The sequence below is a fragment of the Candidatus Tisiphia endosymbiont of Stenodema calcarata genome (assembly GCF_964030695.1).
GTDB lineage: Bacteria > Pseudomonadota > Alphaproteobacteria > Rickettsiales > Rickettsiaceae > Tisiphia.
Genome location: NZ_OZ034911.1, coordinates 167,880 through 194,007 on the forward strand (window position 1 = coordinate 167,880; position 26,128 = coordinate 194,007).

At 34.8% G+C, this 26,128-nt stretch carries 15 protein-coding genes and 4 pseudogenes; 9 read left to right on the plus strand and 10 right to left on the minus strand.

Annotated features, from left to right (window positions below):
• The first annotated feature begins 61 nt into the window (after window positions 1-61).
• The 5 genes and pseudogenes from ACQH1W_RS00840 to ACQH1W_RS00860 all read left to right on the plus strand — a co-directional run bounded on the left by ACQH1W_RS00840 (window position 62) and on the right by ACQH1W_RS00860 (window position 9,574).
• Entirely contained in the window at window positions 62-229 is a 168-nt protein-coding gene (locus tag ACQH1W_RS00840) for a palindromic element RPE2 domain-containing protein (protein ID WP_341762508.1), read from the plus strand.
• A gap of 361 nt (window positions 230-590) precedes the next feature.
• Window positions 591-5,372 carry an autotransporter domain-containing protein gene (locus ACQH1W_RS00845; RefSeq protein ID WP_425361071.1) on the plus strand — a complete coding sequence of 1,594 codons (4,782 nt, stop codon included), beginning with the start codon at window positions 591-593 and terminating at the stop codon, window positions 5,370-5,372.
• 816 nt (window positions 5,373-6,188) lie between these two features.
• Window positions 6,189-6,479: pseudogene (locus tag ACQH1W_RS00850) on the plus strand (transposase); the annotation flags it as partial.
• 219 nt (window positions 6,480-6,698) lie between these two features.
• Window positions 6,699-6,857, plus strand: a pseudogene (locus tag ACQH1W_RS00855) (IS6 family transposase); the annotation flags it as partial.
• Between the two features lie 440 nt (window positions 6,858-7,297).
• Window positions 7,298-9,574: an ATP-binding cassette domain-containing protein gene (locus tag ACQH1W_RS00860; protein ID WP_425361072.1), complete on the plus strand. Its 2,277-nt coding sequence runs from the start codon at window positions 7,298-7,300 to the stop codon at window positions 9,572-9,574.
• Window positions 9,575-9,730: 156 nt separating this feature from the next.
• Here the strand turns inward: ACQH1W_RS00860 and ACQH1W_RS00865 are convergent.
• Window positions 9,731-11,287, minus strand: a pseudogene (locus ACQH1W_RS00865) (methyltransferase regulatory domain-containing protein); the annotation flags it as partial.
• A 145-nt stretch (window positions 11,288-11,432) separates the two neighbouring features.
• Window positions 11,433-12,164: pseudogene (locus tag ACQH1W_RS00870) on the minus strand (outer membrane protein).
• A 189-nt stretch (window positions 12,165-12,353) separates the two neighbouring features.
• On the opposite strand from ACQH1W_RS00870, the gene ACQH1W_RS00875 reads away from it, so the two are divergent.
• Window positions 12,354-13,097, plus strand: coding sequence for an HD domain-containing protein (locus ACQH1W_RS00875; protein WP_375332490.1), 744 nt, complete (start codon window positions 12,354-12,356; stop codon window positions 13,095-13,097).
• On the opposite strand, the gene ACQH1W_RS00880 is transcribed toward ACQH1W_RS00875, so the two are convergent.
• The 6 genes from ACQH1W_RS00880 to ACQH1W_RS00905 form a co-directional block, all read right to left on the minus strand.
• Window positions 12,979-14,349 (minus strand): MFS transporter, encoded by a 1,371-nt coding sequence (locus tag ACQH1W_RS00880; protein ID WP_425361073.1) that lies wholly within the window; start codon window positions 14,347-14,349, stop codon window positions 12,979-12,981. The two genes, ACQH1W_RS00875 and ACQH1W_RS00880, sit on opposite strands and share 119 nt — an antisense overlap.
• 196 nt (window positions 14,350-14,545) lie before the next feature.
• Complete coding sequence (gene hisS, locus ACQH1W_RS00885; RefSeq protein WP_375332488.1) at window positions 14,546-15,790, minus strand: histidine--tRNA ligase; 1,245 nt, start codon at window positions 15,788-15,790, stop codon at window positions 14,546-14,548.
• 264 nt (window positions 15,791-16,054) lie between these two features.
• A complete protein-coding gene (locus ACQH1W_RS00890; RefSeq protein WP_341762500.1) occupies window positions 16,055-17,455 on the minus strand; it encodes an amino acid permease in 1,401 nt (466 codons plus the stop codon).
• Window positions 17,456-17,835: 380 nt separating this feature from the next.
• Entirely contained in the window at window positions 17,836-18,933 is a 1,098-nt protein-coding gene (mnmA, locus tag ACQH1W_RS00895) for a tRNA 2-thiouridine(34) synthase MnmA (protein ID WP_341762499.1), read from the minus strand.
• A 357-nt stretch (window positions 18,934-19,290) separates the two neighbouring features.
• The gene (locus ACQH1W_RS00900) at window positions 19,291-21,021 is read right to left on the minus strand and encodes an ABC transporter permease (protein WP_375332487.1); all 1,731 of its coding nucleotides are present in this window, start codon (window positions 21,019-21,021) and stop codon (window positions 19,291-19,293) included.
• A gap of 115 nt (window positions 21,022-21,136) precedes the next feature.
• Window positions 21,137-22,411 (minus strand): penicillin-binding protein activator, encoded by a 1,275-nt coding sequence (locus tag ACQH1W_RS00905; protein WP_375332486.1) that lies wholly within the window; start codon window positions 22,409-22,411, stop codon window positions 21,137-21,139.
• Window positions 22,412-22,435: 24 nt separating this feature from the next.
• Between ACQH1W_RS00905 and rsmI the strand changes: the two genes are divergently transcribed.
• From rsmI to ACQH1W_RS00920, 3 genes are all read left to right on the plus strand, one after another.
• Window positions 22,436-23,287: a 16S rRNA (cytidine(1402)-2'-O)-methyltransferase gene (gene rsmI / locus ACQH1W_RS00910; RefSeq protein ID WP_375332485.1), complete on the plus strand. Its 852-nt coding sequence runs from the start codon at window positions 22,436-22,438 to the stop codon at window positions 23,285-23,287.
• Between the two features lie 135 nt (window positions 23,288-23,422).
• Window positions 23,423-23,701, plus strand: coding sequence for a CopG family ribbon-helix-helix protein (locus ACQH1W_RS00915; RefSeq protein ID WP_375333251.1), 279 nt, complete (start codon window positions 23,423-23,425; stop codon window positions 23,699-23,701).
• Window positions 23,701-24,138, plus strand: coding sequence for a type II toxin-antitoxin system RelE/ParE family toxin (locus ACQH1W_RS00920; RefSeq protein ID WP_425361074.1), 438 nt, complete (start codon window positions 23,701-23,703; stop codon window positions 24,136-24,138). Before ACQH1W_RS00915 ends, ACQH1W_RS00920 begins: the two co-directional genes overlap by 1 nt.
• A gap of 287 nt (window positions 24,139-24,425) precedes the next feature.
• Here the strand turns inward: ACQH1W_RS00920 and ACQH1W_RS00925 are convergent, their stop codons facing one another.
• Window positions 24,426-24,974 (minus strand): hypothetical protein, encoded by a 549-nt coding sequence (locus ACQH1W_RS00925; protein WP_375332484.1) that lies wholly within the window; start codon window positions 24,972-24,974, stop codon window positions 24,426-24,428.
• Window positions 24,975-25,194: 220 nt separating this feature from the next.
• The gene (locus tag ACQH1W_RS00930) at window positions 25,195-25,893 is read right to left on the minus strand and encodes a M15 family metallopeptidase (RefSeq protein WP_425361075.1); all 699 of its coding nucleotides are present in this window, start codon (window positions 25,891-25,893) and stop codon (window positions 25,195-25,197) included.
• Between the last annotated feature and the right edge of the window lie 235 nt (window positions 25,894-26,128).

Below are 26,128 nucleotides of genomic sequence, written 5' to 3' on the forward strand. Positions count from 1 at the left end.
TTAAAGAAGGATTTATTTTAGCCTATACTTAAGATTGATAGATCACCACAACAGTTTGTTTATGTTTATAGTCAATTCAGGAGGATTTGATGCTAGGAACGATGGAGCGAAGCCTATAGATAATAGGCGAGCGATCGAAGACGACGTCACCAAATTCTCATCAATTGACTATATCACAAATGCACAGCGGTTTGTTTGGTGCTTGGAAGAAAGTTTGGGAGTCAAGTAAGTCAAACTATCATGATATGACAAATTTCTATAGCTGTTTCAAATATAACACAGTTGATAGAAATTTATAAAAAAAATAGTCAAGTAGCTTGTAATTAATTATTTTTACATATATAGTAGCTGCGTGTTTAGATATTTCTAAAAAGGTTTTAAGGTATTATGATTGCGTAGGGTCATCCCTGTGCACTCGATGGTTGCCCTTGCGAAAGTATGGGGCTAGAAAAGTTTAATATAGTCTGCTAGGCTGTTTTTTTAGATTTCTCTACCTGCACGGGAATGACATCGAGCAGAAATAACTTTTGAAACTAATTGCTCCAAGAAACTGTATTTAGAAAATGAATTAACTTAAATAGGAAAAAATTATGAATAATAAAAGTAAAAAAAGCAGTTTTTTGAAAAACTTGCTAGCGACTGCTTCTATTGCTTCAGTTATAGTAGGTGGAAGTAATGTAGCATTTGGTATGGTCGGAGACGCTAGGATTACTGCCGGTAGCCCAGCTGACGTTGGTGCACCAAATGGTACAGTTGGGAAATGGTCAGGTGTTGATAATGCTGGTGCTGCTACTGCTGATGTTGACCAAGCAGGTCCAGGTGAAGGTCATGCAGCTATATTTGGTGATGATCATCATGTAATTAATATTGATATTAATCGTACGCTTCGGGCAATTAGTGCTGGTGGCAAGGATGATGTTTCTGTAAGACTTAATGCAAATCTTACTGTTGGTTCTGTCGTTGATATTCTTGGTCATGCTGCTGCTGGTAATAAAGTAGTAAATTTTACTTTTGTTGCTCCTGGTAGTACTCTTACCTTAAACGGTGCAGATGCTGCTGAGGTTCACCATGGTTTTACTACAGCTATTAACAATTATGCCGCTTTAGGTACGATTGACTTCACAGCTGTAGGTGATCATACCTTAAATATTAAACCTATTACTGCTGCTAACATCACGTTTGCTAAATTTGAAGTTGCTAACGGTGCACATGCAACATTGGATATTGACAATGTTAATAATACAATAACATTTAACAAAGCATCAGTTGCTACAGCCCAGACAATTAACATCTCTGATGGTAGCACTGTTGAATTCAAATCTACTGCTGCTGCTGCTACGTTGCACTTACAACAAAGAGCAGATAGTAGAATCAACTTTGGTGCTAATGGTGGTGGTACATTATTACTTACTTCTAAAGCAGGTCCTGATGCTTCGAACTTTACAGTTGATAATGGATCTCTTGGTGGTGATAAAGATGGACACGGTATAATCCACTTCCATACTGATGCAGCAGCTGGACTGCTTGCTAGTGCTGGAGGTCCAGCTCGTGCCGTAATTGGTATAGATAAGGAGCATAGAGCTAAGAAGTTCATAGTTACTGCTGCTAATCTTGCAACAATTACAGGAGGAGTATATGCTCAAGAGATTGAATCTAACGGTGGGGATATCATTTTCAACGGTGTGGTTGATGTAGGAAATAATGGTGCTACAAACATGAAAGCACTTACAAATCTAACTCTAAACGAAAATAGTAATCTTGGTACAACAGATTTCCGTGGTGTAGCTAATAGTACAATTACTGTGGAAGCTGGTAAAACACTTGAAGGAAACTTTCATGCTGACTTAAACGGTGGCGGTGCAGTTAAAGTTGGGACGATAATTTTTAAAGGTGAGGGTGTATTAAAAGCTGATATAATAAACAACTTAGTTGCAATTGAAAATACACAAGCTGGTACTTTGACATTGTCAGGACAGCATACTGTCACTGAACTAAGAGGAAAGGCGGCTAATACACATTTTACATTTACTGATGGTTATAAACTGATCGGTAATATTAATGAAGTTGCTGCTAATGTTGATGCTGCTGCTTCAAATTTAACGTTTGAGGGTAATGCTGAAATTACTGGTAACATTGGTGCTGCTGGTGCTGGAACAGTTGGTAATATTATCATCCCTAAGGATAAAACAGTAAAAGTTGGTGGTGCTACGATTAATGCTGCTAGTATCTTTAGTAATACTGATGGTGGAACATTGAAATTAACTAATAAAGCAGGTGATGTAACCATTACATCTACAATGAGTGCTAATGGTAACGGTACTATTGATGCAACTGAAATGAAAAAAAATGGTACTTTAAAGATTGTTGGCTCTATTGGTATGAATCCTGCTGATAATAATAATAATAAAAAGCCTCTAGATAAATTATTACTGAAAGGACAAAAACTTAACTTTGACATAGCTGCAGCCAATAAATGGGTTAATATTGCTGGAATTGATTTTGGTGGTGAAGCTTCAACAGTTAAGATGGACGTTGGTGATGCTAAATATGCCTTTGGAGCTTTGACAAATGCAGGGGAAGCTATATTTAAAGTTAGTGAGAATGTTGCCTTATATAATACAACAACTTCTAAGGATGGGGGAGTAAAGGAGATTGAGTTTACAGCAGATAATAAGACTCTTACTCTTTATAAAGGTAATGATATTACTGCTAATAGTATAACTGCTTCCAATGGAGCTGGCGGAAGTCATCTAATTTTTGCTGGGGATGCTGCTCTAAAAGGCGACATAGGAACATCAGGAAGGAATTTTAAGAGTCTCAAAGTAAATGCTGGTGTTAAGGCAATTACATCGGGTCAAGGCTTTTTCAGCGGAAATATAGAATTAGCAGATGCCGGATCTACATTAGTTGTAGATGGTAATTATACTGCTAATGCAGTTGTTGGTAATGTTCCTGGTAAGGGAATACTAAAATTTGTTAATGCTGCTGGTGTTGGTACTGGTGTAAAATTCACTACTACAGCAAATGCTAATGCTGGCAGTATATCTACCTTAGAATTGCATGGTGGTAATGTTGAATTAGTAGGTGATAACGGTCTGAAATTTAGCAATATTAAGTTTGCAACTGCTGCAAGCTTAACTTTAGCTTCAAATATGAAACTTAAAGATATAAATGTTGATAGTACTTTTAGTACTCCTGATGAGAGTCCTATAGACGCTAGACCTACAGTTATATTATCAGATATTAATCACACTATTAGTAAACCTAACCATATTGGTACTGATAAGGATCATTTGGTTAATCTACAATTTGCTGGAGATAATACCTTAGATGTTAATACTCCAACTTTCTTTGCTGGTGTAACAACTACAACTGATAATCAAGGTGCTGTTAACTTTAAGGTTGGTTCTGATAAGGTTTATGGTTTAGGTTCTGACGAATACAGCTTAAAAGATGTAACTTTTGAAGTAAATACCGAAAACTTTGGTGATACTTATGTCAATAATGGTATTATTAATGACAATGTAGTTTACAAAGCTGGTAGAATAGTAGCTGGTAGACTACAAGTTGGTAGTGATAAAGGTGGTTCTGTAGCTGAGTTTAAAGATGGTGTTTGGGTGAAGGCTGATATGACCAGTAAGGGAGAAGATAATAAGATTAACTTCACAGATTATGCTGGTATTACTGCTAAGCTTGGTACAGAGAATGCTCGTTTTAAGGCTATAACATTTAATGGCAATAAAACAGTAGGCTTGGGGAATGCTGCTATGTATGCAAAAGTAGTTAACTTCGGTACTGAAAATATCGAAATTGAGGATAGCAACATAATTAGTGGTACTTCACATGTTAATGCCAATATTAATTTGGACTCTGGTAAGTTAATCTTCCAAGATAACCAAAATGACGTAAATTCTACATGGGGTCCTAAAACTTCTATTGCAACTACCTTAACTGCAGATGGAAAACTTGGCTCTATAGAAGTTAATACTCCTATAGAGGTGGCTGCTAGTGTACCAGTTAATGTTATAGTTGTGAAGGATGAAGCTCAATTAGGGGCGGATCAAGAGTACAAGTTGATTAGCAATGGTAAAAATCTAATTCTAGGTAATGATGTACGATTTGGTTCTCTAACAGTAGCAAAATCAACAAATCAAGCATATGCAAAGTGGGTTGTTTCTACTAAAGATGATAAAGATGTTTACTTGTTGCGTTTAAATGATGCTGCAACTGTAGCTCCAGCTGATATGAAAGCTGCTGGTGGCGATGATAAAGATCAGGAAAATGCTGCTTTGCTTGGTCGTGAGGCATTAGCTGCTATGACTGATATTGGTACGTTATCACAAGACCCAAAAGTACGTGGTGAAGCACTAAAAAGAATTACAAATGCTGAGAATGCACTAGTAACTGATGCTGTCGAACATACTAATGCTGGGATTGCTAGTTTAGTGGGAGCAAGACTTGCCCAAGTTGATGATCAACAAAAACCTGTAGCTAGTGGCTCTGATGATGTAGCTGGTGAATCAATGGGTGCATGGGCTATGCCATACTATAATCAAGCTGTTCAGAAGGGTGAAGGTAGTGTTGTTGGCTATAAAGCGAAATCTGCTGGTGGAATCCTTGGTTTCGATGCTTTAGCAAACGAAAATCTAATGATCGGTGCTGCTGTTAGTATTGTTAGAACTGATATGAAATACAAAGATTATAAAATTGGAGAAAAAACAAACATTAATACTGTGATGCTCTCTATTTATGGATCACAACAACTTGATAAAAATTTCTTTGTACAAGGTTTGGTTTCTCTTGGTTCAAATAAAATTAAGAATAGCGATCCTAGAAAAGTTCCTACTTCTCGTAATGCTAGTGGTCAGCAAATTGCTAAAGCTAGTTATGATTCTCTGTCTTACGGTGGTCAAGTATTATTTGGTTACAATGCTAAAATGTCTGACTCAATGTCATTAATACCGATGGCTGGAATTCGTTATACAGGATCTAGCGATGAAGGTTATAAGGAAACTGGTACGGACAACGCAAATAAGGTCGTTGCTAAGAAGACTAACAATAAAGTTGAAGCTGTGCTTGGTACTAGATTTGCAGTTTCTGTAGATACTAGCGGTATTACAGTGATGCCTGAAGCACATGCTTTTGTTTCGCAAAAGTTATTTGGTAGTTCAGGGAAAGTTAGTGCTAAATTAGATGGTATGACTAGTTCGTTTGCTACTAGATCTGACAAAGAGGCAAAAACATTGTTTAACCTTGGTTTAGGTGTTACTGCTAAAGCTGGTAATATGGAGTATGGAGCTGGTTACGATGCATATTTAGCTAGTAAATATGTTGGTCACCAAGGTACTTTAAAAGTTCGTGTAAACTTCTAAACTAATCTTTTAAGTTTACTTATCTATTACTTCAAACAAAAGGGTTTTCTTTTAAAAAAGAAAGCCCTTTTTGTTTAATAAGAGTGCCTACGAACTGATTCTTCCTGATAAGTTTGTCGTCAGAATTTGTTTTCTCTCCTTATATAATGGGCTAAAAAATTTAGATAAAAAAGCATGTAGTTTTGTTTCGTAATAAGATAGAATAAAAAATTATACTTAGGATAAACGAATGACAAAGAAACAAAGTAGAAATTTTAGTGCAGAAGCAAAAACTAAGATATAGTCAATTCAGGAGGATTGGATAGCAGGAGCGGTGGAGTGAGTATCACAACTGTTGAAAGTTAAAAAATTGTCTATTAGCGAAGTGTTGTTGTAAGGCTTAAAGCGTCTATTAGCGAGGAGTCGCTGCAAGCGGCGACGTGGCAATCTTGTGAAGGAGGTCTTGACTATCATGAAGATTGCCACAGCGCCTAACGGCGCTTAGACGATTTTTTAACTTTCAACAGTTGTGCCGAAACATCGAGAATGTTAAATCCATGTCTCATATCGAACTCATACAATAAAAAAGCCATGATAAATATAACATGATCAGTTATATATGGTGTAGGATGGGTAAACTGTATCTCGAATTGAAGCTTTGAATTTTAAAGACTTCGTACCTCAGCAAAGACCCATCCTGTTTGGGTAAAGACTACGAACGGATGTCATAAGGTTTTTAAACCTTGCTGTAGCATATCCTATTATTAATATAAATCATGAGGCTCTATATGGCAACAACTTATATTAGTGTGGACATTAGTAAAAAAACTTTAAGTAGATTTAAAGGGTCTCATTAAGGAAAAGTATAACATAGATTTAGAAATTGTTAAACGACCAGCGTGCAGATTTTGGATACCAAAAAGTACACCATCAGAACTATTGTCAACAAGAGAAGTTGGGTTTAAAGTACAGCCAAGGCGATGGGTTGTTGAGAGAAGCTTTGCTTGGATAAATAGAAATAGAAGGCTCTCCAAGGAATATGATTTTCTTACTGATTCTAGTGAAAATATAATTTTTTTGGCTATGAGTCGATTACTTCTTCGTAGGATATTTACTTCTATTACTTAGTTTGCGGACAAGCTCTAATTTAACTGATAATGAATGGTTTGGAGGTCTGATAACTGCCTTCATTCCTTTCTTTCTCAAATGCCAATTAAGAGCTAAAACAGGCAATAATGAAGTATTGATAGTAGAAAGAAGTTGATTAAAGCCAACCCATAATGTTAGATACTGTACTACTTTATCAGGACGACCATTATATTTAAATACTTTACGAAAGAATGCTTTGACCACCGCTTTATCAAGAAACTTGGTTTTAAAAGTTTTCGTTCTGCTGCGATTACTATCACTGGTATAGAAAATATTCGTATGATTCAAAAAAGACAAATTACTGGAGCTAATAATAATTTTTCTACTTTTGAAAATTTTGTTATACTCATGGCATAATAATGTCCAAAATCCGAGGTTTTACGATTTTTGCTAGACCATGATTTATAAATGTGACAGAACCTGATAAAATGCCACCTTCTAAACAAAATGATAGGAGTTCACGTATGCACAATTTTGTATGTTCCTCGAGTAAATGTCATTTACCTGTCACACCGCAGCACGGTCGGATTATTGTGCATGGTGCACATGCACATAATTTAAAAGGTGTTTGCTTTGAGATACCAAAAACACGCTTAGTTGCGTTCACCGGTCTGTCAGGTTCAGGTAAGTCTTCCATTGCTGTTGATGTTTTAGCAAGCGAATGCGTCAGACAACTTTTGGGTGGATATGGCTTGGTTACTGATCACATTCCAAAGCCAAGAGTGTATACCATCTTGGGCTTATCTCCGGCAATAACCATTTCTCAGCGAAAAACGGATTTTAATTCCCGTTCGCTGGTGGGGACAAAAACAGGCATTTTAACACTCCTAAGAAATCTATTTGCTACTATTGGCAATCAGCAGTGTAGCAGCTGCAATGCTGAAGTTAAGCAACCATTACAAGGTAAGCATAAACTGATAACTGTTGAAACTGAAGAAAGAAATACCGATTCTTCATCGACTAAAAAAAGCAAAAAAAGTTATTTTGGTTGTCCTCATTGTAATGAGCAATTAGAAATACTGCAAATGTCACATTTTTCCCCTAATGCAGTTTCTGGAATCTGTGAGTCATGTAAAGGAATAGGTGAAACTCTCGACGTTGATATATCCGGTTTACTTGATGGAGAAAAAACTATCATTAATGGAGGGGTTAGGTATTGGGAGTCAGGTGTTGCAACTCATTATACGAAGGTAATTGAAGCTGCTAGCAAATATTATGATTTTCCTTTTGACCAAGATCTACCCATAAAGTCTTATTCTGAGGAATTGCATAATTTTTTACTGTACGGAATCACATACCCAGATTTTGTTAAGAACCATAAGGGACTCAAAGCACCTAAAAAAGTTGGTGAGGGTAAATTTGAAGGCATCGTTCCTCATTTAATGACTCAGTATAAGAAAAATCCTAGTAAGGCACCAGATAGTGTCACAAAATTTATGGTAAGAAGTGCGTGTCCATCCTGTAACAATGCCCGCTTAGGAAAACTCGGGAGGGAGGTAACCGTGGGCGGCAAAACTATTACAGAAGTCAATGGTCTCAGCCTAAGCGAACTACTTAAGTGGTTAGAGACGCTGGAAAGGATCCTTCCGAAGGATGAATTGCAAGCATATACCGCCTTTTCAAACGGATTGCAAGAGCGTGCATCAAACTTAATCGAAGTTGGTTTGCACTATCTTACTTTAGATAGGACACTTCCCTCATTGTCTGCAGGAGAGGCACAGAGACTTAAATTAGCTGATGCTCTTGGTAGTAGCTCGCTGACTGGCGTTTTATATATTCTAGATGAACCAACAACTGGCTTACATCCCCATGATACAGCTAAGCTATTAAAAACACTGCGAAGGATACAAGGAAATGACAATACTGTAGTGGTCATTGAACACGATCCCGATGTTATTAAGAGTGCAGATTATATAATAGATGTAGGTCCTGGAAGAGGAACTCAAGGTGGAGAAATTGTGGTTTCTGGCACGCCTACTGAAGTTATGGCTTGCGAAAAATCTATTACTGGTAAGCACTTAGCTAGGAAGGCAGCTATCAAACTCGATCCTTCAGCTCGGGGTGATGGGAAAGCAATTACTATTCGTGGTGCGAGTGAAAACAACCTTAAGAATATTGATGTTTCTATACCAACACAACAATTGGTTGTGCTAACGGGTGTATCCGGTTCTGGAAAATCAACCTTTTTATTTGGCATCTTAGATAAGATAACGAGGAATCACTTGAATAAAGCGAAAGAAGTACCTGGGAAATATACTTCTGTCGAGGGATTAGGAAATGTTAAGCGAGTAGTGACAGTCAATCAATCTACTATAGGCTCAAAATCATCTCGCTCCAATGTAGCAACCTACACAAATCTTTTTGATTCAATAAGGGATTTGTTTGCTTCTTTGCCAGAATCAAAGAAACGCGACTTTGGTGCCAACGCATTTTCATTCAATGCATCAGATGAGCGTTGTGAGAACTGTAATGGAGCTGGTGTAGTACAGGTTGATATGTCTTTCATGCCTAGAGTGGAGATGGATTGCCCCTCTTGTGCTGGTATGCGGTTTAATGATGATCTGCTTGCAGTGAAGTTTGCGAAATATAATATCGCTGAAATCCTAGACCTGACAGTAAGTGATGCGATCCCTGTCTTTAGTAAGCAGAAGAAAATTCTCGAAGTCCTGAAGTTAATGCAGTGGGTTGGTTTGGAGCACTTAAAGTTAGGTCAATCCACTTCAACGTTATCTGGTGGTGAAGCACAAAGAATTAAACTTGCCTCTGAATTATCGAAAGCTAGTAAGCAAAAGACTTTGTTTTTATTGGATGAACCTACAACAGGGTTACATTGTGAGGAGGTAGGACTACTGCTTAATATCTTAAGAGAGCTGGTATCTACAGGGCATACTGTAGCAGTCATTGAGCATAATCTTGATGTCATGTGTAGAGCTGATACTATAATTGATTTTGGTCCAGGAGGTGGAACTGCAGGTGGTACAGTTGTTGCTAGAGGTACGGTACAAGAAGTGTGTGAGAGTAAATCATCAATAACAGGACAGTGCTTGAAAACTCATTTGGATTCCAACTTATAATTGCTTCGTGACCTTACGGTCTTCTCGCTAATAGACGTGTAGAGAAGGTGTATTTACTAATATTAAAGCCCATTTGGGATAAGAATTAACTAATTCTTATCCCAAATGGGGGTACGACGCAATTCTTGATTTTCTGTTCTAGAGTATATCTTATCTTTAAATCAGCAGAGCATTAGTCACGAATCTAGTTAGTGTAGGTTGCAAGAATGTTTCTAATTCTTTACTGACTTCATCAATATTCTCTATTTTTTTACCGTCACGGCTTAATGTCATCTCACCAGGATTAACATGCTGCATGACAGATTCAATTATTTGCTTATTATCATGCTTACCGTCCATATATTGCAGAGCAAATTTTTCAAAAAGGTTAATAGCTACCACCTCATGCCTTTGGTTTGTCACCCACATATTGGGTGTATGAGCTACCTGATATGCAATAAGCTTTGATGTTTTAGGTTTATTAAGATCTACTTCTTTTCGAGTTACCTGTAACGTTATATTAATATATCCTTGCAATACTAATTTCATGGCATTAGCTAAGAACTCAGCCTTTATTTCATTCAATTTTGTTCCATGTAATTTTTTATTGCTACTCACGGCAATTTTATCAAAACTCATTGGGTTATTGATATTCTCAGAGAAAGTATAGAGTATTGCTTTCATATAAGGAGAAGATGTTGATAAACTACTATCCTTATTACCATTATAAAAAAACTTCTCTGTTTCAAGTGAATTAAGATCTATATCAACAAGAGGCTTTTCTGGTACTATATTAAATGTCATATTAAATTTATTAATATCCTCATTATTGATAGATCTATTTAATTTAACACTATTATGGCAAAGTAAGGTTGATCTAAATCGACGATTGGTAATGAAATCCATATATTGTTCGGTTCTAACAATATCATTTATTGCTTGTAATTTCTCCACAACTTTTGCCGGCATATTTCCTAAATACATGCTAGCTATACTACAATCAGACAGATATTGTAGATTATTTTTTTTAGCCTCATCCATAAATTCATGAAAATAATATTGTACATTATCTTCTTCTAGATGGTCATGACGCAAATAATGATCATTTTGTTTGGCAAGCAAACTGGCTTCAGATTTTAACACTTGAGCATAAGGAGAGTCGGAAGTTTCTAAGCTATCCTTAACAAATTCAAGTAACAATCTAGATTGAGCAATTTTATCTTGAATGTTATTAAATGTATTTGAGTGATAAAGCATCATATCTCTTATGGTACGAACCATATTCCAACCAGGTAGTGTATTATAACTAATATACGCGATTCCATTCTCTGATAAATTTTTACTACTTACTTCAAAAATCTTATCCTGAACAAATTTTGGTACCCAAGAGATTACTCCATGAGTAATTATGTAATCAAATTTACCAAATGATTCATCAATATCTGTAATAGAACAATGTCGGAATTCTATATTTTTAAGAGCTAATCCTTCTTTATGTTTATTAGCCTCATCTATTTGCACTTTAGATAGATCAACTCCAACAAAATGTGCTTTAGGATAATTAACAGCATGAGGTATTAAATTCCCGCCTGCAGCACATCCTAGCTCTAGAACTCGTGCAGTCTCAATTGCTGTTGGTTTCATCCCAAATAAAACAGCAAGCGTCCGTAGGTGATATGGATTGGTTAAGGCGTACGGATAACTTTCGTAAGGCACTTCATCGTATGTATTATGAGGTGCTGAGGTGAGTTCTAAATTAGTGGTCATATATTCTCCATAACGTAAAACAAAACACGGATAACACCGTATTTTGTTGTCAATTCTTTAAATTTTTACTAGTATACACTAAAAAATTCAATACACTAATAGTCTTCTTGCATTAAATTGGTAACTTATAAGTAAATCCTATACCAAATTCTCCAACCCCTATGGTTTTTTTAATAGGAGTGGCTGGTATAAATTGCTGGGTTTTCATATCCAAAGTAGCATAGTTAATCTTTATTGAATGAGCAGCTTGTAATTTTACTGCTGCATCAATGCTAAAATTGCTAGATAACTCCTTAGAAAATCCAAGACCCACTTGCTAAGCAAAACAATTACTACGAGTTGTTTTAATTCTAAAATACTCTACATTCATTAAATCCCAATGAGAAGAAGCAGAGCTAACTTTTACCCGTGCCACCCCAGCACCTAATATAACAAAAGGAGTTATTTCCTGCACTTTATCGAGATCATATACTAAATTAATCATATATATATTGGAAATTACCTTAGTGATCCCTGGAGTTTGTGGTATAATTAGAGAGGGAGCTAGTTCTTTTTGTGGTAAAACATAATGTAGTCGGTATTTTGGTTGGTGTGTTACCGAAAGCTCAATTGCCATTTGCGGATAGAAGCTATAACCAATCTTACCGCTATACATCTTAGACCTTTTTAAAGTAAAACCAGTGCCGGAATTATGGCGAAATTTTTTCACCACCGGCTCTACTATTCCAGCTTCCGTCCCAATATAAAAAAATCTCTGATCAGCATTAATCTCTTCTGCCTGAGCATTGGCAAAAAATAATGAATATATATAAATCGTAGATAATATTTTTTGTAATTTTATCATTATAATTTTATACTTATTGAAAGCGTGGATTATATAATTATCTATAGGCAGGTCAATACAAAAATTTTTATTAGTAATTTTGGGAATTGGTATAAATATTTATCTTTTTCAAAAAAATACAATAAACTCCTAGTAATATTCTAATTTTTAGTTTAACTTGTATAGTGATTTAAAATATTATGGTTTTTTATGGAAGATAGTAATTATTGGGACAACTCAAAGTATGCACCTTGTCAATATGCTACTAGGTTACTGGACAAATTACGTAAGATGAATGAGGAAGTAAATAGGCCAATAGATATTGATGAGGTTATAAAGGCTATTTATTACGCCAAGAAATATCATGGCAGCCAAATGAGGCAGTCAGGCGAGCCTTATTACTCTCACCCAATAGAGGTGGCGTATATGATCTCTGATTATCTTTTCCGCACTGACATTATTGTTACCAGCATATTACACGACACCATCGAAGACACTATACTTACCGAAAAAATGATTGCCTATATTTTTGGAGAGCAGGTTGCTAGTCAAGTAGAAGACTTAAGCAGGAACAAGCCTCACGGGAAGATTAGCTCGGCAGAAATTATGGAATCGTTATATAGACAAAAAAAATATGATGTAGCATTGATTAAATTATTTGATAGAAAGCATAACTTACAGACTCTAGGAGCTAAATCGCTAGAGAAAGCTAGGAAGATTATTGAGGAAACTCTTAAAAGATTTATAACCTTTAGTATTTATCTTGAAGATAGAATAGAGGGAGTGTTAAAAATAGAAGAAAGAATAACTGAATTATGTTATCAAAATTTACCTATCAAACAACATCTAGTACAGGATCAAGAGAGGATTTTTGAGGATAATTACCAGCTTTTTTTTCCAACTGTTCAAAATGATATAATCCATAACTATACCCAACATATACAGGAATCATAATAATCCATACTCCTAAATTACCAAAATATTTTATAAGGTAAACAATGCTGAAAGAGGTAATGATATACATAATTGCACGTGACAAGGCGTATGAAAGGTTACTATAAGTAAATCTTTTAAAGATCGGGAAATGCTTAAAAATAATTGGAAACGCTGGTGTTTTAGAGGGACTAAATGTCAAAAAAAATAGTTGGAATAACATCAAATAAAACGGTGTTGTTATTACATGATCCAATAGATATGGACAAAATGGAATAAAGATAAACGTAATGATTATTTTTATTTTTAGTATTTTTAATGGATATATTTTATAACTTAAATAAGTTATAAATAACATATAAACAATCATGTAAATTGATACTAGAAAATTGTGATGAATAACTTGTTCACCACCATAGCCAAAAGAATTTTTGAGAATATTTCCACAGTAAATAAAGGCAAAATAAAAAGTTAATGGCCAACTACAATCCATTAAAAACAAAGCTAAAATTGTTTTCTCCTTAGTTTTCTCTTGCCAAATTGGATCATCTTCTAATATTTTTTTATTTGTATCAGTATTTTCCAATATCTTCTTGACTCGTCGTTTTGCATCTGCAAATTCTGGTGTTTCTCTAAGTGCAGTTCTAGCTAGTGACCCAATCACAGCAATACATGCTCCTATCCAAAATGCTATCCGCCAATTTAACTCAAAGGAGGTAACAATAGATGCAATACCTAAAGCTGCAGCACTACCTATAGCAGCAAAAGCATCTACTAATGCTACAACTGGATATTGTTTAGGGGGTTTAGTAATTTCAGTGAGATAAAGTTGTGATCCCATTATTTCTCCCATTGAAGACATGCCTTGTGCAATGCGACATATAGTCATTATCCAAGTAGCAGTAATACCTATTTGAGCATAAGTGGGCAGATTAGCCATAATAATACAGGAAATAGCCATCATAGAAGTGGTAATAATTACTGTTGCTTTACGACCAATATTATCACCAATCCAGCCAATAATTAATGCTCCGATTGGTCTAAAAACAAAAGTAGCACAAAATGCGGTTGCAGAGTAAATTGCTGTAGTATACGGATCAGCTTTCGGAAAAAAAAGCTCATTAAGAAGTACAGCCATATGAACATAAAGCATCAGGTCAAAATACTCTAAGAACGTGCCAATTGAGAGTAATCCAATAGCTTCTTTTTGTTGTTTAGTTAGGGTGGTCTGAGTATATATAACCCTACCATCTGCTCGTACAAATTTGCTCATATATAATTATAATTTGTTTACATTAACTAATAATTCACCTTACATATAGCATTTAAAAATTGCAAGACGTCTATTAGCGAGACCACGTGAGTGTCGTGGCAATCCACATTCATTAGATTGCTTCGTCGCTGCGACGCAGCTCCTCGCTAATAGACGCTAGGCTGTTTTTCCTATGACTTTTAAATTGCCATGGGAGTTATAGGTGAGTTAATAATTCCATAATTTGTTCAAATTGCAATAGATATTCTTGTTGTTTATCAAGATCTTTTAATTTTAAATTATTACTCATTTGTTCATTATCACCAACAAAAATAGCATATTTAGCCTTTTGTAGATTAGCTCGTATTATTCTTTTAGCTATTTTGCCGTTATTATCTAAGGTAACAGAAATATTTTTTTGACGCAATTGATTTGTTAAAATTAAGCAATATTCTAAATTATTGTCGCTAATGGGAAAGACAAATACTGGTCTAGGTTTAGATATGTGGTACTCTCTCATTAGGCTAAGGCGTTCAATTCCAGCAGCAAAGCCAATGGCTTTTACTTCAGGACCTCCCATAAGTTTGCTTAAGCCATCATAACGACCACCAGCAAGAACTGTCGACTGACTACCAAGGTTGCTAGTAGTAAACTCAAAAGCTGTATGACAATAATAGTCAAGTCCCCTTACTAGTCTTGGATTAATGATATATTTTATATTGAGTAAATCTAAGTATTTTAGTAAATCGTCAAAATATTTTGTAGCATCACTGCTATAATATTGAGATATTAGTGGACTATTTGCAACTATTTTTTTATCATTCTCATCTTTCGAATCTAATATACGCATTGGATTCTTGATAAGCCGCTTTTGGCTATCTTCTGATAATTCTGACTTATAATCATTGAAATATTCTACCAACTGTTGTTGGTAAACAGCACGAGTTGCAGTACAACCCAGTGAGTTTATTTCTAAAGTTGTATCTTTATCTATCTCTAAAGTCCGAAGAATATCTAATGCAAGCTTGATAGTTTCAGCATCGGTGCTAGGTCCTTCTCCCCCAATATACTCAAAATTTATTTGATGGAACTGCCTTTGTCTTCCAGCTTGTGGTCGGTCGTAACGAAACACTGGACCGCTTGAAAAAAATTTAATAGGTAATGTTTGTTGCAAGTTATTAGAGATAAAAGCCCTGATAATGCCAGCCGTAAACTCCGGTCTAAGAGAGATATGATTACCACTTTTATCAAGAAAACTATATATTTCCTTACTTATTACATCAGAAGTCTCTCCAAGTGTACGATCAAAGACTTTAGTATATTCAATTATAGGTGTACTTATGGCTTGATAACCATAAAGCCCACCTATATGTTTGGCTGTGTTTATTATGTAATCGTGAATTAGGTAATCCTCAGGTAGTAGGTCTTTCATACCACGTAAAGATTGTAATTTATCACTCATACAAATTAGACCTCTCGTTTTAACGCGAATTCGGGATAAGAATTTGTCAATTCTTATCCCAAATTCGGTGAAATTATTGAAACAATCAGATTTGAGACGGCTCTGCATCTGATTGTTAAATTAATATTTTGCTAAAAACATGATTTTAATTTTTTAAAATCATGTTTTTAGCTTTAGAAAGATTTAAAATGCATTCGCAAAACCGTTTTAAGAATGCATTTTTCCTTATATTGAAGCCAATTCTAGATAAGAATTAACTAATTCTTATCTAGAATTGGGGTGTTTTATGAAAAATGACCTAAAAATATATAGGACAAACATTGCCACAAACCAGTATATTAGTACTTTCCCCGCAGTCATTAAATTAAACTCACCATCAACTATTTGTATAACTAGTAAGTATAGACAAGCTACTAAAACAAATGGGATAATGATAAAAGCAGCAGGACATTTAAACGGTCTTGTTGCATCCGGCATTTTTATTCTAAACAACATAACTATTATAGCAACTGCCGTGTAATCTATTAAAGCTCCCATAGATGATAGTTGTATAAGGATTTCCGTTGGACAAAATCCCCCTAATATAGCAGCAAGGGCAGAAAACAGTAAGATAGTAATATAAGGACTATCATATTTAGTATGTAGTTTGGCAAAACTTTTAGGTAGTAACCCATCTCGGGCAATTACATAAAAGATACGAGACGTACCATAAATATTCATCATTAGTACTGTAGTCATACCAGCAACAGCACCAGTAGCAACAATTGCCGAACCAACATTACTGTTATTTAGGCTTAGTGCATAAGCAAGTGGTTGATCATTATTAAGTTGATCAAAAGAGGCTATGCTAGTAGCCAATCCAGCTATTATAACATATACTATTGTTGAAATTACCAGTGACCCAATAATGCCAATCATTAAATCACGGTTGGGGTTTTTACATTCTTCAGCTGTAGCAGCTATCGTACCAAAACCTGTCATAGCAAAAAATAGAATAGATGCTCCAACTAGCATATTACTAAAGCCGAAAGGTAAAAAATTCTGCCAATTTGTAGCATTAAAATGTGGTGCAGCATATATGATAAAAGCAAAGATAGCTGCCATTTTTACAAATACCAATAGAGCATTTAGCTTTTTACTATCTTTTGTTCCTAAATATAAAATAAAAGAGATAAATACTACGATAAGAAAAGCTGGTAAATTTATTATACCACCATTGGCAGGTACAGCAGTTAGAGCCTTAGGTAAATATATTCCGCCTGCTGACAATATTGCCTGAGCATATCCGGACCAACCGGCCGCAACAGTACCAGCAGCAAAACCAAGTTCTAGTATAATAACACTACCAATTAACCAAGCAAATACTTCTCCAAAAGCTACGTAAGCATAAGTATACACACTACCAGAAGTAGGTAACATTGTAGCAAGTTCTGTATAAGCAAGAGCAACGAAAATACAGGTTACACCTGCAATAGCATATGATAACGTAACAGCCGGCCCAGAATATTTGGCAGCAACTATACCAGTAGTGACAAATACACCTGTGCCTATTATAGCACCAAGCCCTAGTAGTACTAAGTCAAATGCTCCTAAAGTTTTATTAAGACCACTAGTCTTACCTAGTTCTTTTATTGATTCAAAACTTTTTTTTGTTAAAAAGCTCATTAATTCCTCCGATTTTAATAATAGAAAACCCTAGAAGGGTGTATTAATCTAATACTATACTACTATCGTATCACTAGACTATCAGTAGTAAAAACGATGTCACCCCACAACTGTCGAAAGTTCAACAAACGTCTATTAGCGAGGAGACCGTAGGTCGACGAAGCAATCCATATGACAAGCTTCATAGATTGCCGCACTCACGTAGGTTCGCTCGCTAATAGACGGTTTAGGGCTAACAACGCTCATCGCAATGACGTTTATTGAATTTTCGACAGTTGTGGACATCACCCCTAATGGCGATGATTACTTGAGCCTACTATTAATTTATTACATCAATAGTTGAGGTTATTTTATAAAAATAGACTTTTTTGAAATTGGATCTATACAATCTCTCTAGTAATCCACCCCCCACCAAGAACTCGATCATTATCATATATGACACAAGCTTGACCAGGAGTTACAGATTTTTCTGCATACATTAACTTTACTCTAATTTCTGTATTACTTATTTTACTAATCTTGGCAAAGGTAGCAGGTCGAGTCGAACGAATCTTAACTTTTACATCAATTTCTTCTTGTTCGGTCATTTTTTTACCAAGCCAATTAACATCCTTAATAGTAAATTCGGTTGAGTCTAAAGCCGAATCTGGACCAACATATACAATCTTTGTAGTAGGATCAATTCTTACTACATAAAGTGGTGTCTGAAAGGCTATGCCAAGACCACGACGTTGACCTACAGTATAATTTATTATACCATTATGTGTCCCAAGTTCAAAGCCATCTACATGAATTATTTTACCTTGCTCATTAGCATTTTTTCGTATACCACTAATTACCTTCCTATAGTCGCCATCCGGTACAAAACAAATATCTTGACTATCAGGTTTATCGGCAACGCTTAGATTAAATTTGCTAGCAAAATCTCTTGTTTGCTCTTTGCTCAATCCTCCCAAAGGAAAAGATAGATAATTTAATTGTTCCAAAGTAGTTGCAAACAAAAAATAACTTTGGTCTTTTCCAGCATCAATACCAGTATGTAATTCTGCCCCACCTATACCTTCGATTTTTCGAACGTAATGACCAGTAGCAAGACAGTCAGCCCCTAAATCTTTTGCTACTTTTAGCAGATCTTTAAATTTAACTGACTGATTGCATTTTACGCATGGTAGCGGTGTTTCGCCTTTAATATAACTATCAGCAAAGTCATCAATTACTGATTCTTTAAATCTAGACTCATAGTCTAAGATATAATGCGGAATGTTCAACTTATCTGCTACCATTCTTGCATCGTAAATGTCCTGCCCAGCACAACAGGCATTTTTTTTCTTGGTAGCTATACCGTGATCATATAATTGTAAAGTTATACCAATGACTTTATGACCTTGTTCATGGAGCATAGCAGCCACTACTGAGCTATCAACCCCACCAGACATTGCAACTACTATCGTAGATGGATTGTTTATTCTATTATTCATTGTATTGCTAGCCTAGCTAACCTGAATTCGATGTAACTTGTTACATCGAATTCAGGGATACATATAGAAACAATCAGGTTTGAAGCGGTTCTGCACCTGATTGTTAAATATTAATTTGCTAATAATCTTAGTTTTTATACAATATAAAAATAAGATTATTAGCGGTAATAGATTAAAATGCATTCGTAAAAGCCGCTTCAAGAATGCATTTTTTCTTATAACAAGCCAATTCTATAAAGAATTAATAATCCTTATATCGAATTGAGGCTAGCTAAACGAAACATTATATTATAATCACTTTACAGCTAAATGCAATAGACTTTTTTAAGAATTTTCGGATATTCTAGATTCATAGAATTATAGCTGAAATCTTTTAATAGAATACTCATTTAACGGTTGCCAAAATAAACGATTAAACAATACCACAAATAGAGCCATAACTCCCATACCTAAGACTATTTTATTAAAGTCAGCCTTTATTGTCATTTCAGCTATATAACTTCCAATACCGCTTGCTGCTATTTTCCGATCGCCAAAATTAATAATTTCTGCCACAATACTAGCATTCCATGCCCCACCTGATGCAGTTATTGCTCCTGTTATAAAATACGGGGTAATTGCTGGTAACATGACTTTGAACCACCAATTCCAACCACTGACTTTAAAAATTCTTGTGGCATCTTTAAGATCATTGGGAATAGTAGATGCTCCTACTATAACATTAAATAATATATACCATTGAGCTCCCATAATCATCAGAGGACTAAGCCAAATATTAGGGTTTAAATCGTAACGAGTAATAATTATAAAGACAATTGGAAATAATAAGTTTGCTGGAAAAGCTGCAAAAAATTGTGCTAGTGGTTGTACAATAGCTGTTACTTTAGGATTTAGTCCAACATATATACCAATCGGTACCCATATAATTGCCGCAAGAATTATAAGTACTACCACACGTAACATAGTAATTGATGCTAAAACAAATACGTTCAATAGCTCAGACCAACCAATATCGTAATGCAAGAAATGATATATGTAATAGATCGAAAAACATGCTATGCCGCCCAGTACAGTATACCATAAATAATCGCTCCACGAAGTATTATTGGAAAAATTATTTGACGAACTTGAATTTATTTCGCTATAACGATTAAGTATGGGGAGATAAAGTATAAATTTTGCAATATAAGCAATAGGGGAGAATAATTTGTGAATAATCAAACTTCTTTGAAATAAATTGAATGCCCAAGAATGTGGCACGTTATTACCTGCATTCATTTCATAACGAAATCTATCAGACCATGCCACTAGAGGTCTAAGTAGCAATTGATCATATGATATAATCACCAGTGACATTGACATAATTGCTGAGCTAATTGCATAAAGATCTTTCTGCGTAATTGCTAAAGCAATATATGATCCTATTCCAGGCAAGGTTATATGGGTATTGCCAACTGTGATAACCTCTGAAGCTACTACGAAAAACCACCCACTAGATATTGATACTACAATATTCCAAACTAATCCTGGTACTGCATATGGAACGCTGACCTGCCAAAATTGCCTCCATTTTGACATTCTAAAAATATATGCTGCATCATGCAATTCTTGTGGGATATTCTTAAGCGAATAATAAAAACTAAATGTCATGTTCCAAACTTGCGATGTAAAAATGGCAAATATCGCTGCACATTCAGCTCCCATAATACTTGACGGGAAAAGAGCTAAAAAAACTGTAACTGTAAAAGAAATATATCCAAGAATAGGAAGAGATTGAAGAATATCTAGTAACGGAATTAATATTTGTTCACATTTCTTGCTTTTAACAGCTAGGCTGGCATAAATAAAAGTAAAAATTAATGAGACAATTACTGCAATTAGCATCCTCAAAAGCGTTCTGAGAGAATACTGAAAAAGATTACTATATTCTAGAGTTACTGGTTGCTGCTCTAATACAGTTATTGGTGCTGCCATCTGCTTTAAACCCCAAGCAATAAAGATAAGGATGCTAGCGATTATCAAAAATGTTAACAAATTGAAGATAAAATTGGACTGAGTTTTTTTTGAATATTTTATAGACTGTATCATTAAATTTAACCTTAACTTAAGCATCTTCTACGTCATTCCTGCCCCTTCGGATGAGCTGGGATGATAGCAATTCTATTACCATGGCTTAAACATTTTTGAGTTAACTATATCTAAATCAGAATTTGTTATCGCTTTTTGCTATGGTACTATACAGACCATCTTCTTTCTTAATTATATCATACTCTCTTTGAGCTATTGAATCGATGAAGTAGACATTACCTGATATACCAGTATATGGGGTTTTGCCATTAATAGCTGCTAAAAATCGTTCTTCGGTAAAGTTGGTATCTATATATTTTGATGTTATCCTTCCTAGATCATAAGCTACAGCATGCATGAAAGACAAATGATTAATACCTATATTTTTAGCCCTTTCTATTATATTACTATTGACAATATTCAATGAACCGGTGAAGATAATACTTACCGGTTCAGAATGATCGATATCAATTCTGTTATCACCTATTATAACTGCTTTCTTATCTAAATTATGCTTATGAATACTATCAAAAAGCAAATCTAAATTTTTACTATCATCTGACAGATAAATTACAGGTTTAGTTGCCGTATCCTCCATTTCATTTAAATTATCAACACTATTTGAGACAGTTAAAACCGCCTTTTCTATTGATTCCGGTATATTAGCATAAAATTCACTCCGCACTAAGGTAGAATTTTTTTGAATTAGTATATTTTGGATAAGTTGGTTTATAGTTTGTGCATGACTACCTGAAGGTAAAAGTGCAATGAAATTTTTATAATCATGATCGGCAAAGTAATTAATTATTTTTATGAGTTGCTTTGACGGAGCATGACCGAATACAAAAAGTTTTTTGTCTGCCAATACAGGATTATTAGACATGGTAATGATAATAACATCATGTGCTTTAGCTTTATTGGCAATTAGAGAAGTAAGATTTGAATATAATGGTCCGAGAATAATTTTTGTTTTACGTAGCAGTATTTTATCCATTGCAGCAAGTACCTGCTTTTCATTAGAACCATCATAAGAAGTAACATGAACATAAGTTTTTAAGCCATCTTCTAGACCCATTTTAATTAATTGGTTGTATTGCTTACCTAATGTAGAATGTTCTCCTGTTAGGGGCATTAAAATAGCCACTTCTAGAGTTTCCCGAGCAACTTCTTTTGCCCTAGGAACAACAACCTCCTTATTAGATTGGCAAGAAAATAAAGAGACAAGACATATAAATGATAAGGTAGCCTTTAAAAATTTTTGTGCATAAGTCAATCTAGTTGGTGATTTTGTCGTCGAAACTTGCCTTTGTTCCGAACAATCGTCTATGTACGCAGCTCGACTCGGCTTCGTTTCTTCTAAAAATCTCGAAAGCTTCTTTGACTTGTGCAGGAAGTCTTTTATACTGCTCATAATGCTTACTTATAGGATTAAATTATGATCTTCAAACCAGGGCTATACATTGTCTCAACACCTATTGGTAACCTAGATGATATAACACTCCGGGCTTTAGAAACGTTAAAAAATTCCACAATTATACTGTGTGAGGATACTAGAATATCAAGAAAATTACTAGCAAAACATAATATAAAGACTAAGTTACAAATATATAATGATCATAGTGATTATCAAGAAAGAGAATTTATCCGCACATTAATTGATAATGGAGCAATAGTTAGTCTAATATCTGATGCTGGAACACCGTTAATTGCTGATCCTGGTTATAAACTAGTAAGAGCTTTAAGGAAACTGAATTATCACATAGATGTAGTGCCGGGCGTTTCGGCATTAACTACCTCTATAACCATTTCTGGATTACCATCAGATCGCTTTTTATTTGCTGGATTCTTACCAAAAACTATTGAAGGTAAAAAGAAGATTTTTACAGAATTATCTAATATAAAAGCAACTTTGATTTTTTTTGAAACTGCTAGCAGAATAGAACAATCGCTACATACAGCTTTTACTGTTTTTGGTAATAGGGAGGTATGTGTAGCACGAGAACTTACTAAATTTTATCAAGAAGTAAAGTCTGGGTTAATAGAAGATGTAATAAATTTCTATAACTCGAACATTATCAAGGGGGAAATAGTACTGCTAATTTCCGGTACTTCTGAACCTCATAAAGCTCTTCTTGCAGATGACTTAAAAAGATTTATAGATTTATATTTATCTAAAGGATGGAGTGCAAAAAGTGTCACAGATATAGCTAATGAAAATTTTGGAAGAAGCTACAGCAAAAAAGAAATATATTCTATAGTTAATAAAATTAAGAACGGGAGTGATTAATAGACTTCTCCTAATTTGAGAGTTGCAAACACAAATTAAGTAGTGTATAGTATTACTTATAAATACTTAGCGAAAGTTCGATGTAACAAGTTACATCGAACTTTCGGTTACTTAATACTATAAAGGAGACTGAGTATGAAAAGAGCTGATGATAATATTGTAGTAAGCGTGAAACTTGCACCGCAAATTAAGAAGAGGTTGCAAGTGCTTGGTAAAATTAAGCGACGTTCAGCACACTGGTTGATGAAGGAAGCAATTACTAATTATCTCACATCAGAGGAACATGAAGAACAATTAAAACAAGAGACGATACAGCGTTGGCAAGAAGCAAGGGAAGGTAAATTTTTAGGAAATGATAAAATAACTGAGTGGCTTGATAGATGGGGAAGTGATAAAGAAGAGGAAAGACCTTAATGGAAAGATTAGTATGGTTGGAATCAGCAATTGCAGATTTGGTACGACTGAGAAAATTCATTGATAGAAATAATCCTAATGCTGCAAAGAGAGCAGCAAAAACAATAGACCTTTTGCATAATTCTACTTCTGCTGGTAATTTGTGCGTCGGTGCGGTACTCGAATCCTCACGTACGTTTGAGTACGCTGCGGTTCTGCGTTCCGACCCTCCTACAAATTCCCTAGCAGAAGCGAATTCTGCAAGAGGTCTAATAAAGAAAGCAGTTATCACACTTATAGAATTTCCTTTGACAGGTAAACCGGTGACTAATCTAATAGATTATAGGGATTTATATATTCGATTTGGCTTATCAGGTTATATACTACGATATCGAATATATGATGATACCATCTACGTAGTCCATATTAGACATGATAGGGAAATGGAATTTAAATGATTTGAATATACTTCTCCTACTTCGAAAGTTGCAAACCATTAGTACCTTACATTTTTCTATAATCGTCATAGCAAGGCTCTTTAGATGCCGTGGCGATCCAGGTAAACAGCGAAGCTGTTTTTTAGAGTAACGCTTCGCGTATCCTAGATTGCCGCGTCGCCGCTTGCAGCGGCTTCTCGCAATGACGTTTAGGGACGTTTATTGAACTTTCGACAGCTGTGGGTGACATCCGAAGGGGCAGGGATGACACCTAGGCTATTAACCCGATGTTTTACATCAAGCTGAGGTTAATTGCAGTCCTCGTTAAAGGGTAGATTTTCACCCGTTAAAGCACAGCTAACAACATTAGACATTTCATGTGAACTGCCAGCTGCTACATCATTAGGGGGATTGTCGTTTGTACAAGAATCATTAATTGTTAGGCTCTCTATCAGTGCTTCTAGATACTCTTTAAGTTCAGGGTTAGGTAAATCTTCATTTAGCAGGGGATTTTCATTTAAAACTTCATCTTTAGACTTTTGTGATAGTGTAGCTATAGTTTCTAAGAGTTCTTTATTATCATTACTCCAACCACCAAGAGTACTATCCTGACAACTAGCAGCACTAGATGTCTCTAGTTGTTTTATAGATATAACTTCTGTTAATGAATTTGATACTTCATCCGATTTTTTTGAATCATCCTTGGACACCTCGCAACTAACAGCACTAGACGTTGCTTCCTGTTGTTGAGAAGAGTTTTCTTGTGGTTTATTAAAAAAACCTAAGAGTACACTGCCAAATGAATCGTCGGCTATTTGCTTCTTTAATACTTTTGATGAAGTTATATCCGGTTGCATTCTCTTTAGAAAACCTCCGATTTGCTTTGGGTTGAATACAGCTCCCAATAATATTATGTCTGGAATTTGCTTAAAAACTTCATCTTCAGAAATCCCTAATCTCTGAGCTGTCTCTCGTAACTTTTTTCTATTATCTTCATTAAGATTATCTTTATTAATTTTAATTTCTCCTTAAATAATTATTACTTTTTTTTAAGTTATTATACTTAATGCAAGAAGTTTATTCAACATCAAAATCAAAATATTTATCTTTATAAGGTTCGTCTTGTAAAGTATAATGCCACCACTCAACCGAATATTCCTTAAAATTATGTTTTTTCATTTTCTCACGTAGATAATTACGATTTTGTAAGTAAAGTTCATCAATTAGTTTACTATCATGGGAGGATACTAGATCCATAAGATCTACAGAGCTATACATGTCAACCGTATTATCATCAAAATAAGGGATTAGACGACCATCTTTTAGAGTTCTTCTTATCATTTTAGGGTTTGGATTTAATTGTTTTCCAAGTTCGATAATAGTTAAATCTACAGTACTTCCACGACTATGAGGTGATAGTTTAGCAACATAACCTAATTGAAAAATTTCAGCCTTATTAATATATGGATAATGAGAGTCTTTCATTTTTTGATCAGCAACATCTTCTCCCCAGCTAACGAAATGTTGTACAGCTTTATTAGGTCTATAAGCATCATAAATTACCAAAGAGTAATTATCATTTTTTATATCTTGCTGAAGATTTTTTAAGGCAGTAGCCGCTTCTTTAGTTAGTACAGCTCTATTAGCTTTATAGCCATCAATCTGCTTTCCTACAAAATTTCTAGTATCATAATACATCATCTGTTGAATTATAGTAGGATCTATTTGATCTAAATACACAAAACCTTCCGGTAAATTGACTGTTTCATTCAACATAATATATCTCTCAATTAAACCAATATTCAATATTTAGTAACAAAATTATTGTTAATAAAAAATAATAATTTATTATACTTTTTTCTACAATACAATATCTTAATGCTAACCCGACTAACATTTATCCATTTGTTTCAACGGAAAGGATGTCATTCCCACTTCGGTCAGGAATCTATAATATTTCAGGGTTTTCTGAACACTATTTTAGATTACCGCCTACGCGGGGATGACAACA

Coding starts and splice junctions, on each gene's coding strand:
- ACQH1W_RS00875 (WP_375332490.1), top strand. CDS start 12,354: ATGGAAGATAGTAATTATTGGGACAACTCAAAGTATGCACCTTGTCAA.
- hisS (WP_375332488.1), bottom strand. CDS start 15,790: ATGAGTGATAAATTACAATCTTTACGTGGTATGAAAGACCTACTACCT.
- ACQH1W_RS00840 (WP_341762508.1), top strand. CDS start 62: ATGTTTATAGTCAATTCAGGAGGATTTGATGCTAGGAACGATGGAGCG.
- mnmA (WP_341762499.1), bottom strand. CDS start 18,933: ATGAATAATAGAATAAACAATCCATCTACGATAGTAGTTGCAATGTCT.
- ACQH1W_RS00930 (WP_425361075.1), bottom strand. CDS start 25,893: ATGTTGAATGAAACAGTCAATTTACCGGAAGGTTTTGTGTATTTAGAT.
- ACQH1W_RS00915 (WP_375333251.1), top strand. CDS start 23,423: ATGAAAAGAGCTGATGATAATATTGTAGTAAGCGTGAAACTTGCACCG.
- ACQH1W_RS00920 (WP_425361074.1), top strand. CDS start 23,701: ATGGAAAGATTAGTATGGTTGGAATCAGCAATTGCAGATTTGGTACGA.
- ACQH1W_RS00905 (WP_375332486.1), bottom strand. CDS start 22,411: ATGAGCAGTATAAAAGACTTCCTGCACAAGTCAAAGAAGCTTTCGAGA.
- ACQH1W_RS00880 (WP_425361073.1), bottom strand. CDS start 14,349: ATGAGCAAATTTGTACGAGCAGATGGTAGGGTTATATATACTCAGACC.
- ACQH1W_RS00925 (WP_375332484.1), bottom strand. CDS start 24,974: ATGCAACCGGATATAACTTCATCAAAAGTATTAAAGAAGCAAATAGCC.
- rsmI (WP_375332485.1), top strand. CDS start 22,436: ATGATCTTCAAACCAGGGCTATACATTGTCTCAACACCTATTGGTAAC.
- ACQH1W_RS00845 (WP_425361071.1), top strand. CDS start 591: ATGAATAATAAAAGTAAAAAAAGCAGTTTTTTGAAAAACTTGCTAGCG.
- ACQH1W_RS00900 (WP_375332487.1), bottom strand. CDS start 21,021: ATGATACAGTCTATAAAATATTCAAAAAAAACTCAGTCCAATTTTATC.
- ACQH1W_RS00890 (WP_341762500.1), bottom strand. CDS start 17,455: ATGAGCTTTTTAACAAAAAAAAGTTTTGAATCAATAAAAGAACTAGGT.